The sequence below is a fragment of the Collinsella sp. AM40-7AC genome (assembly GCF_003468125.1).
Classification (GTDB): domain Bacteria; phylum Actinomycetota; class Coriobacteriia; order Coriobacteriales; family Coriobacteriaceae; genus Collinsella; species Collinsella aerofaciens_O.
The window spans coordinates 59,996-72,982 of record NZ_QSGK01000003.1 but is presented as its reverse complement, the minus strand read 5'-3'; the positions used below and the strand labels follow the sequence as shown (position 1 = coordinate 72,982).

11 protein-coding genes are annotated in these 12,987 nt (G+C 57.8%); 9 read left to right on the top strand and 2 right to left on the bottom strand.

The window, feature by feature from the left end:
- Positions 1 to 44: 44 nt before the first annotated feature.
- Positions 45 to 647, bottom strand: a complete 603-nt coding sequence (locus DW892_RS03385) for a Type 1 glutamine amidotransferase-like domain-containing protein (RefSeq protein WP_117765683.1) — start codon at positions 645 to 647, stop codon at positions 45 to 47.
- Positions 648 to 1,161: 514 nt separating this feature from the next.
- Positions 1,162 to 2,244 (bottom strand): iron-containing alcohol dehydrogenase family protein, encoded by a 1,083-nt coding sequence (locus tag DW892_RS03380; RefSeq protein WP_117765681.1) that lies wholly within the window; start codon positions 2,242 to 2,244, stop codon positions 1,162 to 1,164.
- Positions 2,245 to 2,753: 509 nt separating this feature from the next.
- Here DW892_RS03380 and ileS point away from each other — a divergent pair.
- The 9 genes from ileS to DW892_RS03335 all read left to right on the top strand — a co-directional run bounded on the left by ileS (position 2,754) and on the right by DW892_RS03335 (position 12,986).
- Entirely contained in the window at positions 2,754 to 5,531 is a 2,778-nt protein-coding gene (gene ileS, locus DW892_RS03375) for an isoleucine--tRNA ligase (RefSeq protein WP_222847533.1), read from the top strand.
- A gap of 290 nt (positions 5,532 to 5,821) precedes the next feature.
- A complete protein-coding gene (lspA, locus tag DW892_RS03370; RefSeq protein ID WP_233546795.1) occupies positions 5,822 to 6,349 on the top strand; it encodes a signal peptidase II in 528 nt (175 codons plus the stop codon).
- Positions 6,349 to 7,362, top strand: coding sequence for an RluA family pseudouridine synthase (locus DW892_RS03365; RefSeq protein WP_117765677.1), 1,014 nt, complete (start codon positions 6,349 to 6,351; stop codon positions 7,360 to 7,362). The genes lspA and DW892_RS03365 overlap by 1 nt, the downstream gene beginning before the upstream one ends.
- Before the next feature lie 82 nt (positions 7,363 to 7,444).
- Entirely contained in the window at positions 7,445 to 8,740 is a 1,296-nt protein-coding gene (locus tag DW892_RS03360; protein WP_117765675.1) for a glycosyltransferase family 2 protein, read from the top strand.
- Positions 8,741 to 8,821: 81 nt separating this feature from the next.
- Positions 8,822 to 9,244: a prepilin peptidase gene (locus tag DW892_RS03355; protein ID WP_089571722.1), complete on the top strand. Its 423-nt coding sequence runs from the start codon at positions 8,822 to 8,824 to the stop codon at positions 9,242 to 9,244.
- 31 nt (positions 9,245 to 9,275) lie between these two features.
- Positions 9,276 to 10,523, top strand: a complete 1,248-nt coding sequence (locus DW892_RS03350; protein ID WP_117765673.1) for a deoxyguanosinetriphosphate triphosphohydrolase family protein — start codon at positions 9,276 to 9,278, stop codon at positions 10,521 to 10,523.
- Positions 10,524 to 10,583: 60 nt separating this feature from the next.
- Positions 10,584 to 11,933, top strand: coding sequence for a replication-associated recombination protein A (locus DW892_RS03345; RefSeq protein WP_187364972.1), 1,350 nt, complete (start codon positions 10,584 to 10,586; stop codon positions 11,931 to 11,933).
- Positions 11,934 to 12,028: 95 nt separating this feature from the next.
- Entirely contained in the window at positions 12,029 to 12,616 is a 588-nt protein-coding gene (locus DW892_RS03340; RefSeq protein ID WP_117765669.1) for a hypothetical protein, read from the top strand.
- The gene (locus DW892_RS03335) at positions 12,609 to 12,986 is read left to right on the top strand and encodes an ATP-binding protein (RefSeq protein WP_117629310.1); all 378 of its coding nucleotides are present in this window, start codon (positions 12,609 to 12,611) and stop codon (positions 12,984 to 12,986) included. The genes DW892_RS03340 and DW892_RS03335 overlap by 8 nt, the downstream gene beginning before the upstream one ends.
- Position 12,987 lies beyond the last annotated feature (1 nt).

The following is a 12,987-nucleotide window of genomic DNA, read 5'->3' as shown; positions in this document are numbered from 1 at the left end:
CCCAAACCCTGCTAGGAACGAGTGCAGCAAACTGGAATTTTAAATTACTCTTTGCAAATAACCTTTGAACCTTCACCATCAATTACAATTCCCTGACGATTGTTAATTGGGCATAGATTCAAATCCGAAAACTCAGTTATTATTTTCTCGGTAACTTTCTTAAATGGTGCTGTAAGAAAATGCGGAAGAACATAGAAATCAATCAAATTAAGCCCTGCATCATCTTCTTGTGAGTAGTCCTCCGGCTTTTCATCCATTTGCTCGATATATTGGATGCTTGGAGCGCATACAATCGCACCTGCCGATTCACCAATCATCAGTTTTCCTTTTGCCAATTCTTTCTTCAACAGCTCATCCGTTCCCGTTTTACGGAGCTGGTCTATAAGGAAAAAAGAATTTCCGCCGGTAAAATAGATCACATCCGCATCTTCAAAAAGAGACTGTATCGTTGAATAAGCCTCCGTTGAAATATCAATTTCAGTTACGATTGCTCCCAACTTTTTGAATAATTTTCGAGCCGAGCCGACATAACCGGTGTAGCCTTCACGCAGCGAAGCTGTTGGAATAAATGCGACTTTTTTACTTTCAACTTCTTCCTTAATCAGACTTCCTACACTTGAAAAGTGAGAACATAAAAACAGTTTCATCAGTATTCTCCTTTATATATAAATTCTTATTTGTTGAACTAAGCCGTGTATACCATACTCTCCAATGAAAGAACGCCCTGATATAGCGAAATTTTGCCGTTTTCCTGCGTACGTGCGTACACACTCCACAGGAATTCTAAGGGGCCTGCCCCCTTAGCACACGGACTTTGGAACAAAGTCTAGTGTGCTACGCCTTGCCAGAGGTGTACAGGCTCCCGGTATGCACGTACGAAGCAATTGCCATCAATGCGCCATATAAGTGGCGATCAAGTTCGCATAAAGCGACCTTGATCCTGCAAAACAAAAGGCAGGATACCATCACCACGATGATACCCTCCCTCTGTTCGTTTCTGTTTACCGTTCCGAGTAGTCCTTCCGCAGAATTTCCGATAAACAAAAAACGTACCCGAACCCTTTCTCGTAAAGAATCGGGTTCGAGTACGAACTGAATGCTGGAGCAATAAAAAACCACCAGAAAGGTGCCCGTCCCCTTTGTGGTGGTTTTGGGTCGGTCCTAGAGCGTGTGGCCGTAAGCGTTGGCGGCCTTGATGGCGGCGGCGAATTTCTCGTCGGTGAAGGGCTCCGGGTTGCCTTGCTTCCATTCGTTGGTGGCGTGCGCGTACTCGCACAGGGCAGGGATATCAGCCTCGGAAAGCCCGACCTGCTCAAGCGTCACGGGCAGGCCCATCTGATTGTTAAAGGCGGCGTAGCGCTCAAGGTTCTCGGTATCGCCCGTATAGGCGAACAGTACCAGCACACCCAGGCTTACGACCTCGCCGTGCAGGTAGGAGCCCTCGCGCGGAATGCTGCAGGAAGCGTTGTAGAACGCGTGCGCCACGCTCGAGTTGTAGTAGTAATCGTTTTGGTTGGTCAGGTTGGAGACGTAGCCCGTGTTGACCACGATGTCGAGCGCGATCTGCTTGACGGCTTCGGTCGACTGGTCCTGGCGCACGTCCTCAAGACCCTGGACGCCAAAGGCAAACAGCGGCTCGGAGCAGGTGTGGGCGAGTGCTAGGCCAAGGCCTGCCGTGTGCTCCAGGTTGCCGGCGCTCGTGGCGTACTCGACCTCGGGCTGCTTGGACAGGGCATCACCCACGCCGGCCCAGAAGTACTCCGCCGGAGCCTCGGCGATGATCTTGGGGTTGATAAAGATATGCGCAGGTCGGTTAGGGTACGAATAGCCCTCGAGCGAGCCGTCGTCGTTGTAGACAACGGCAATGGCGGTCGCGGCGGAGCAGTTGGAACAGATCGTCGGGACGGTGAAGACGATCTTCTTGAGCTCAATGGCAGCGGTCTTCACGGTGTCGAGCGCCTTGCCGCCGCCGCATGCGATGAGCACGTCGGCTTCCTGACAGGCAGGGGAGTTTACGACCTTGGCGATATTTGCGCGCGTACTGTTGGTGCCGTAGACGCGCGTCTCCAGAATCTCGACGTCGGTACCTGCCAGCGCAGCTTCGATACCGGGAAGTGCTGCGGCCAGTGCTCGTTTACCACCAATGATGGCGACCTTGGTTGCTCCGTACTCGGCCAACGCGCCGTGCAGCTCGTCAAAGCAGTCTTCGCCAACGGTATAGTCGCTCATTCCGATCGTGCGCATAGCAATCTTCTTTCGTTCGATAAAGTGCTTACAGGTATTTTGCTCCAAGAGAAGGTCCACGGCCGCAAGAAATTTCGAACGTATAAAACCAGTGTTGAGGGTTTTTCGCCGGTGCGGAACGTGCTAGCATACTCCGCATAAGCGTTGATGGGGACGAGTAGTCGGCCGTCCGCATGCTACAGAGAGCGGGGAGCGCTGAGAACCCGTGCATGCGACCGATGAAAATCACCCCGGAGCTGCGGTCCCAACGGACGTGCCGCGTAGGTTCGTCTTAGTAGACATCGCCGAGATGGTCGTCGATACAGACCAGCCGAGTAACGGATGCGAGCGCGCGAATACGCGGGCGAGGGCATCTAAGCTGGGTGGTTAAGCGAAGAGCTTTTGCGGGCGTGCAGTCCGTTTGTGGCGCTTCGTCCCAGCTTGTAGGGACGGGCGCTTTTTTGGTGCCCAGAGGGCGTGCGCGCCCACGACATGAAAGGGGTACCGTGGCAAACGAGTACAAGCAGACGATGAATCTGCCCAAGACCGGTTTTCCCATGCGTGCCGGTCTTTCCAAGTCCGAGCCCAAGCGACTCAAGGACTGGCAGGACAACAAGGTCTACGAGCAGGTTCTGAAGAAGAACGAGGGTCACAAGAAGTTCGTGCTGCACGACGGCCCTCCGTACGCCAACGGCCCGATCCACATCGGCCACGCCATGAACAAGATCTCCAAGGACATGATCAACCGTTACTGGATGATGCAGGGCTATGAGGTTCCCTATGTCCCCGGTTGGGACTGCCACGGTCAGCCGATTGAGCACAAGGTCGAGGAGAAGCTCGGCACCGAGAAGTTCAACCAGACTTCCACGGCCAAGATCCGTGAGCTCTGCAACAAGTTCGCCGTCGAGAACATCGAGCTGCAGAAGGCCGGTTTCCGTCGTCTGGGCGTGCTCGGCGACTGGGATAACCCCTACCTGACGCTCTATCACCAGCATGATGCCGCCGACATCGAGGTCTTCAAGGCCATGTTCGATAAGGGCATGATCTATCGCGGACACAAGCCGGTTCACTGGTGCAAGCATTGCCACACCGCACTCGCCGAGGCCGAGATCGAGTACTCCGATGAGACGAGTCCCTCCATCTTTGTTCGCTTTGAGATGACCTCCAAGCCCGCCGGCCTCGAGAACTTCGACGGCCCGGTCGATTTTATCATCTGGACGACCACGCCGTGGACCATCCCCTCCGACCAGGCCGTTTCCCTCAAGCCCGGCGCCGCCTATGTCGCCGTTGAACACGAGGGCCGTGCCGAGGTCATGCTCGAAGACCTGGCTCCCAAGTGCTGCGAGGAGTTTGGCTGGGAGTACACCCCGGTCATGGTCGACGGCAAGCCCTACGTGGTTCCTGCCGAGACCTTCCACCACATCCACTACAAGCAGCCGATCTTTGACGGCGTTGAGGGCGTGGCGCTGCTGGCCGATTACGTCGGTGTCGATGACGGTACCGGTATCGTCCACAACTCGCCCGGTCACGGCGTCGATGACTACTTTGCCTGCCTCAAGGAGGGCATCACCGACATCTGCATGCCGGTCGATGACGACGGCAAGTTCTACACCGGCGAGGAGTTTGGTACCGGTGGCCCCTTCAGTGGCATGGATACCGACGAGGCCAACCCGCACATCATCGAGTTCCTGCGCGAGCGCGGCACCCTGGTCCTCGAGAAGAAGATCACGCACAGCTATCCGCACTGCTGGCGCTGCAAGCACCCGGTGCTCTTCCGTGCTACCGACCAGTGGTTTGTCTCGATGGACAAGACCGGTTTGCGCGAGCAGGCCGGCAAGGAGGTCCGTGAGAACGTCAAGTGGTATCCGGCCCACGCGGCCAACCGCATCGGTGCCATGGTCGAGCAGCGTCCCGACTGGTGCATCAGCCGCCAGCGCAACTGGGGCGTGCCTATCCCCAGCTACACCTGCGCCGACTGCGGCGAGAAGGTCATGAACGACGCCACGCTCGACGCCGTCATCAAGCTCTTCCACGAGAAGGGCTCCGACGCCTGGTTCACCGACGCTCCCGAGAGCTATCTTGGCGAGGCCTGCGTCTGCCCCAAGTGCGGTGGCCATCACCTCAAGGCCGATAAGGACATCCTCGACGTGTGGTGGGATTCCGGCGTCTCCTGGAAGGCCGTCTGCGAGTACCGTCCCGAGCTGGAGTATCCGGCGGATGTGTACCTCGAGGGCTCCGACCAGCACCGCGGTTGGTTCCAGAGCTCGCTGCTCACCTCGGTGGGCGCCAACGGCCACGCTCCGTACAAGGCGGTCGTCTCGCAGGGCTTCACCCTCGACGGACAGGGCCGTAAGATGTCCAAGTCGCTCGGCAACGTCATCGACCCCAACAAGGTCTGCGACGAGATGGGCGCCGACATCATCCGCCTGTGGGTTGCCTCCGTCGATACCAGCTCCGACGTGTCCATCGACCACGAGATCCTTGCCCGTACGTCCGATGCCTACCGTCGTTTCCGCAACACGCTGCGCTTCCTGCTCTCCGAGCTCGAGGGTCAGTTTGAGCCCGAAACCGACGGCGTCGCCTTTGCCGACCTGCTGCCGCTCGACAAGCTCATGGTTGCCCGTCTGACCCAGGTCCAGGCCGAGGTCGATGACGCTTACTCTTGCTACGAGTTCCCGCGCGCTTACCGTGCGCTTTACGACTTCGTGGTTACCGAGCTTTCCAACGTGTACCTCGACGCCCTGAAGGATCGTCTGTACTGCGACAAGCCCGGTTCGCTCGAGCGCCGCAGCGCCCAGACCGTGCTTGCCGAGCTCTTCTCGATGCTCATGCGCGACCTGCAGCCGATCCTGTCCTACACGGTCGACGAGGCCATGGCCTATGCACCCGCCGGCTGCGTCGATCACCAGAAGTACGCCGCGCTGCTCGATTGGTACAAGTCGCCCATCACGGTTGACGAGGCCAATGAGTTTGAGGGCGTGCTCGAGGCTTCGCTCGAGCTCCGTAGCGCCGTGACCAAGGCCCTTGAGGATGCCCGTTCTGCCGGCACCTTCACCAAGAGCCAGCAGGTCCGCGTCAAGGCGGTCGTACCCGCCGAGATGTATGCGCTGCTGACCGGCGACAAGGCCGTCGACCTGGCCGAGTTCTACATCGTCTCCGATGTTGAGCTGACCCAGGGCGAGGAGCTTTCCGTTGCTATTGAGGCTGCCGAGGGCGAGTGCTGTGACCGTTGCTGGAACTACCGCACCACCGTCGGCGAGTACAACGGCCACGCTCACATTTGCAAGCGCTGCTCGAATGCCCTTTAAGGCACGGTAAGTCGGCATTTTAGTTATAGGGAGAATTTGACGCCTTCGGCCCATTTGCTCCGCTGAAGAAAAGCGACATTCCGTTATCCGGAATGCCGCTTTCTTTTATGCTGGTTATTTATCTGACGTTAGCGAATATGTCGTGCGCTCTGCGTATGGCAATATAAGATGGTTACTTGCACTAAACGTAATTTGAGTCTTGAGGGTAGGGGATTTCTTTGGGTCGTGGTGCGGATATGACGCCGTCTTTGCGTTGGCGGTTGGGTGTTGCTGGTGGGATGGCGCTTGCCGTGCTGCTTGTTGACCAGCTGACCAAGCTTGCGGTTCGTGCCGTGGGCGATGCTCTGCACATGACCGTTATCCCCGGTGTGATTGACTTTCTGTTTGTCCGCAATATCGGAGCTGCCTTTAGCATGGGCGAGGGCCATGGTGTAGCGTTTGCCGTGCTGGCACTTGTCGTCATCGTTGCCATCGCGGTGTACCTGGTTCGTGCGCCTCAGCTCGCTCGTCTGGAGGTCGTTGGTATGGCGATGGTCGCGGGCGGTGCCATCGGCAACGCGATCGATCGCCTTGTCTTTGGCTTCGTGACTGATTTTATCGCCACCACCTTCATCGAATTTCCCGTCTTTAACGTCGCCGATATCGGCATTACGGTCGGTGTCGTGCTGGCGCTCATCGGTTATATGTTCTTAAGTCCCGCCGCTCGCGAGGTCGATGCGACCGCCGAGCTCAACGCTCGTGACGAGGCCCGCGCCAAACGCAAAGCCAAGCAGCGTGGGGAGCGCGCCCGCAAGATTCGCGAAAGGAATGAGCGCTAATGGCCGATATCCATATTCTTGTTGCCGACGATGCTACCGGTCAGCGTCTCGACGCCTATCTGGGTGCCAACGACGGCTGTCCCACACGCTCTGCCTGCGCGCATCTGATTGAGGGCGGCGCCGTTGCCGTCAACGGCGAGACCTGCCTGTCCAAAAAGTACGCCGTGCGAGCCGGCGACCGTATTTCGGTCGATTTGCCTGAGCCGCACGACCCGACCGACGTGATTCCCGAGGCCATTCCCCTCGATATTCGCTACGAGGACGACTACCTTATCGTGCTCTCCAAGCAGCGCGGCCTGGTGTGCCATCCTGCGCATGGTCATGAGAGCGGTACGCTCGCGAATGCCCTGGTCTATCACTGCGGTATCGACCATCTGGGCACCGTGCAGGGCGAGGATCGCCCCGGCATCGTGCATCGTCTGGATCGCGACACTTCGGGCCTTATGCTTGCGGCGAAGGACGACGACACCCAGCGCGCGCTCCAAAATCTTATCCGTACGCGCACGCTCGACCGCCGCTATATTACGCTCGTTCACGGACATATCGCTATGGATGAGGGCACCATTAACACCGGCATTGCCCGTTCTACGCGTGACCGTGTCAAGATGGCGGTTTCGGACGATCCTTTCGCGCGCCAGGCCATTACGACCTTTAAGGTCCTCGAGCGCTTCGATTCCACGCGTTTTGACGACGGCTATACGCTCGTCGAGTGCCACCTGTTTACGGGCCGCACGCATCAGATACGCGTGCATATGCGCCATATCAACCACGCCTGCGTGGGCGATCCACTCTACGGCAAGTGCGATGCACGCGCCGATCAGGGTCTGACCAGGCAATTCCTTCATTCCTGGCGCGTCGCATTCGACCATCCCGTGACGGGGGAACGCATTGAGTGCCGCGACGAGCTGCCGTGGGATCTCGCTGCGGTTCTTGACGACCTGGCCCCGCGCTCGCTTGGTCGCACCGCTGCCGGCGACGAGATCGTTCCTCAGCTCGGTCTGCTCGAAGCCTAGCCAGTATTAGGTGGTTTCTTGAACTCGGTAAGCCTGCGGTAAGATATACGGTTGTTTACGTAACACGTTCCTGGGAGCCTGCATGCTCGCCTTTTTACAAACCAACACACCCATCGTGATCTTCAACCAGATTGTCGTCACGCTGCTCACGGTCTGCTTCTTGTACCAGGTGGTCTTCTTTGTCATCGGTGCTCTCCGCGGCGAGGTCGCGCCTCCCAAGGCCAAAAAACTCCACCGGTATGCCTTCTTTATTGCAGCACACAACGAGGAGGCCGTTATCGCCAACCTCGTTCGCTCCATCAAGGACCAGGATTATCCGTCCGAGCTCATCGAGGTCTTTGTCGTCGCCGATGCCTGCACCGATAACACTGCGCAGCTCGCGCGCGAGGCGGGCGCTGTCGTGTACGAGCGAAACGACCTGGCCCGTAAAGGCAAGAGCTGGGTCATGGACTTTGGTTTCGACCGTATCCTTAACGAGTATCCCGACACCTTTGAAGGTTACTTTATCTTCGATGCCGATAATGTTATCGCCCGCGATTACGTGTCCAAGATGAATGATGCCTTTGACCAGGGCTTCCATGTGGTCACGAGCTATCGTAACTCCAAGAACTTCGGAAGCTCGTGGATCTCGGCAGCGAATGCCACTTGGTATCTGCGCGAGGCGCGTTTTCTCAACAACGCGCGCAACATCTGCAAGACGTCCTGCGCCGTATCGGGTTCGGGCTACCTTATCTCGGCGAGCGTTATTGAGGGCATGCACGGCTGGCAGTTCCATACGCTGACCGAGGATATTCAGTTCACCACGTTCTGCGCCATTCACGGCATTCGTATTGGCTATGCGCCGGCGGAGTTTTTTGACGAGCAACCCGTGACGTTTAAAGCGTCCTGGAAGCAGCGTATGCGCTGGACCAAGGGCTTCTACCAGGTGTTCTTTACCTACGGTAAGCATCTGGTCAAGTCGACCTTCCGTTATCACCGCTTTGCCGCCTACGACATGTTTATGACGATTGCTCCGGGTATGCTGCTGTCCCTGATCTCCATGCTCGCCAACGCGACCTTCCTCATCGTTGGCGGTCTTTCGCATGGCTTCTTGGCCACCGAGGTCGAGATGCAGGCTTGTGCCGCCTCGCTCATTATGACCTTCGCGATGATGTATCAGACCTTCTTTATCCTGGCTCTACTTACGACCATCTTCGAGTACAAGCACATTCATTGTGCGCAAAAGTGGCGCCTGGTGACCAACCTGTTTACCTTTCCGATCTTTATGTTCAGCTATATCCCCATCACGGTGGCTGCGTTGTTCCTGAAGGTCGACTGGGTCCCGACGCAGCATGCCGTCAGCGTTACCCTCGACGAGGTCATGCAGGGCGCTAAATAACCACCACCAAAACCACCACGAAGGGGACAGGCACCTTTGTGGTGGTTTTTGCTTTTGAGTGACTGCCACGGGAGGTGTTCAATGGTCTATATTCCCTTTTGGATCTGCGCCTTTGCCGGTGCGGTGATTGATGTCCGTGAACGGCGGTTTCCCAACGCGCTTGCCGCCGCATGCGCCGTGGCGGCGTTTGCAGGCGTTTGGCTGGACAGGGGCTTGAACACGGCGCTTGACCACGCCGGTCCTGCCGTTATCGTGTACCTTTCCCTTGTGCTGACCGAGTCGCTTTGGCGGCGTTTCCGCCAGGCCCCCGGCATCGGCATGGGAGATGCTAAGGCACTTTTCGCGCTTTGCACGCTCGACCCTCTGGGCGGCATCGTGGCATTTGCCGTCGCGCTCCTGGTCCTGGCCCTCTCCTGCCTCTTCACAAAATCGCGCTCCCTGCCATTGCTCCCGTTTTTGGTGCCGATATTTGCCATAATCGAGGTCGTGGGCTGGACATTGTAACCGATTGCGCATCCTTTTTAAGGAGCATGCCATGGCAACTAATCAAGAAACGGCCGTCATTAAGGCGCGCATGGACCGCATTCCCGCGGCGTTGTCGCCCGAGCTGGTCGAGCGTATCGCCGCCGACCGCGCCTCGGGTGTCGTTAATCCTTATCGATGCTGCGACGACCAGGTCATTCGTCGTATAGATCGCGCTGCCGACAAAGGCACGCTTATGCGTCCGGCGTTTATGCGCGATACCGAAAAGATTCTTCATCTTCCTGCGTACACGCGTTATGCCGGCAAAACGCAGGTCTTTAGCTTTCGCAGTAACGACGACCTGTCGCGGCGCGGCCTTCATGTGCAGCTCGTCTCGCGCATTGCCCGCGATATCGGCCGTGCCCTGGGCCTCAACTGCGATTTGATCGAGGCGATTGGCCTGGGCCACGATTTGGGCCACACGCCCTTTGGCCATGCCGGCGAGCGTTTCCTCAACGATATCTATCACGAGCGTACGGGTCGTTATTTTTTCCATAACGTGCAGTCCGTCCGCGTGCTCGACGCGCTGTACGGCCGCAACGTGTCGCTCCAGACGCTCGACGGCGTGCTGTGCCATAACGGCGAGTACGAGCAGCGTGTCTTTGAACTCTCGGACATAGCGTCGTTTGACCAGTTCGACCGTACCGTCGAGGACAGCATTGCCGCGGGCTATGGCGCGATCGAGCACCTGCGCCCCATGACCCTCGAGGGCTGTGTGGTGCGTATCTCGGATATCCTCGCCTACGTCGGTCGTGATCGTCAGGACGCCATTGCGGCGGGCCTGCTGTCGCCCGACGCTTTTGACGATGGTCGGGGCGGCGCCTATAACAGCTGGATTCTCACGCACGCTTCCATCGATATCGTTGAGCATAGCTATGGCAAACCGCGTATCGAGATGAGCGAGGACCTGTTTGAGGAGATCCGCCGGGCGAAGCGCGAGAACTACGAGAAGATCTATAGCAAGGGCGGTATCGAAGGCGATTCCGAGGCAGAGTTGCGTGAGGCCTTCGAAAAGCTCTACGACCGTTGCCTGCAGGATCTAAATAAAGGGGACGAGTCCTCTTACATCTTTAAGCATCATGTTTCGCGCATTGAGCAGCAGCTTTCCTACTACGATCGCACCTATGCCTGGCAGGACGACAAGGATCAGGCCGTCGTCGATTACATCGCAAGCATGACGGATGGTTATTTCTGCGAGCTGACGAGCAAATTGTTCCCAGGTCTAAAGTTTCCGCACCGCACGTATATTAACGAACGGTAGTTCGTATCCTTTCGGTATACTGTTGGTCAACAACGATTTTGATTAATGCACGGGATGGCTATGGACGACCTTTTTTCTGCTTCGACGCGCGAGCGCTCCTTTAAAAATGCGCCGCTTGCGGTGCGTATGCGCCCCAATTCGGTCGACGAGTATGTGGGCCAGCAAAAGGCCGTCGGTAAGGGCTCGTGGCTGCGCGCCGCGATTGAGCATGACGTGCTGTCGAGCGTGATTCTGTACGGCCCGGCTGGCACGGGCAAGACGACGCTGGCCCACATTATCGCCAACCATACCAAGAGCGAGTTTGTCGAGGTCAGCGCCGTGACGGGCACTGTGAAGGACCTGCGCCGCGTAATCGATGAGGCTAAGACCCGTCTGAACACCTACGACCGCCGCACCATTCTGTTTATCGATGAGATCCATCGCTTTTCGAAGTCGCAGCAAGATGCCCTGCTGCATGCGGTCGAGAACCGCACCGTCATTATGATTGGCGCCACGACGGAAAACCCGTACTTTGAGGTCAACTCGGCATTGCTCTCGCGTGGGCGTGTGGTAGAGCTTGAGCACCTGAAGGACGAGGATATCGCCACGCTCATTGAGCGTGCGCTCGAGGCGCCGCAGGGTTTAAACGGAAAGTTCTCGGCCGATAAGGATACAGTCAAGACCATTTGCACGCTGGCCGCGGGTGATGCGCGCTCGGCGCTCACGACGCTCGAGCTTGCGAGTGAGATTGCCGTTACGCGTCCCGATACTGAGGGAACGCCAGCGCCGGCGGCGGGGGAACGCTATCCCATTACCGTGGACGACGTGAAGATCGCCAATCCGCGTCGTGGGTTTTCGTATGACAAAAACGGTGATATGCACTACGACATTATTAGCGCGTTCATCAAGTCCATGCGAGGCAGCGATCCCGATGCCACCATTTATTGGCTTGCGCGCATGATCGATGCGGGGGAGGATCCCAAGTTTATCGCTCGCCGCATTATGATTCAGGCTTCCGAGGATGTTGGCAACGCCGACCCGCAGGCGCTTTTGGTGGCACATGCCGCATTTAAATCTGCCGAGGTCATTGGCTATCCCGAGTGTCGCATCAACCTGGCTCAGGCTGCGCTCTATGTGTGCCTGGCGCCTAAGTCCAACGCGTGTGAGGCCTCGATCGATGCGGCGCTGGCCGATATCCGCAGCAGTGGTCTTCGCGAGGTGCCGAGTTACCTGCGCGATCGTCATCGTCCTGGCAGCGACGAATACGGTGTGTATAAGTATCCGCATGATTATCCCGAAGGCTGGGTCGAGCAGCGCTACTTGCCCGAGGGGCTGGAGCGCGGCGCGTTCTGGCAGCCTGCCGGCCGCGGTTGGGAAGAGTGGCGTGTGGAGCAAAGCGAGCGCGACCGTAGCGGCAACGCTCCCAAGTAGGCCATTGGCGCCTCGCGCATTCCCTTTGGGTATCTTTGCCCTTCTTTGGGGTACCATGAAAAACGTCTGTATTTCGATTCCTTCGGGAGGCTTGTATGAGTCCCATTCAAATCGCCCTGCTGGTGCTCGCCGTTGCCGGCGTGTGGGCTGTTGTCGAGCTCGCGCTCACGTTACGCAAGACCCGCACCGTCGTCGACTCGCTCGACAAGACGGTGAGCGACCTCAATAATACGCTTGCCGAGGCACAGCCCGTGGTGGCAAAGCTCGATGGCGCCGTTGACGAGCTTACGCCGGCACTTGCCCAGATGGAGCCGCTCCTCAAGTCGAGCAAGACTGCCGTTGACGCCCTAACGTCTAACCTCGTTGAGGTTGAGGCGGTCGTTCGCGACATTTCCGAGGTTACGGGCAGCATGGCCGAGGCCAGTAATGCCGTGTCGAGCGTGACTGATTCTGCGGCCGGCGCCGTGCAGAAGCTCTTCAATAAGGTGAAGGCTCCTGCAGCCGACGCCGATCGCAAGCTCGCCGCTGCCGCCGCCGAGGCCGAGCAGCCTACTGAGCGCGTTCTGATTGGCGATGACGATGCCGCTGCTGACGACGATGATGTTCAGAAGCCCGCAGCCAAGCCTGCTCAGTATTACACCTATACGCCTGCCGAGACCTCCGAGGAGTCCTGCGATGAGTAGTGAAGCAACCTGCCCCATCACGCTGAGCGTTGCCGGTGATCCTCGTCTCGCGCGCTTGGTGCGCATGACGGCCGCCAACGTCGGCGCCCTGTGCTCTATGTCCGTCGATCGCATCGAGGATATCCGCATGGCTGCCGAGGAAGCCTTCATCTTTGGGTGCACCGCGGTCGACTGCGACGACATCACGATCAATTTCGATGTGGACGAATCTCACGTCGGCATGACCTTTACCTTTGGGGAACAGGCCACCGTCGACGAGGATGACCAGGCTGCTGTGTATGCCGAGCTCATTCTTGCAAGCGTGTGCGATTCCTACGAAAAGACTGCGGCGCCCCTAACGCTTTCCCTCGACCTCAAGGCGGATATCTAAT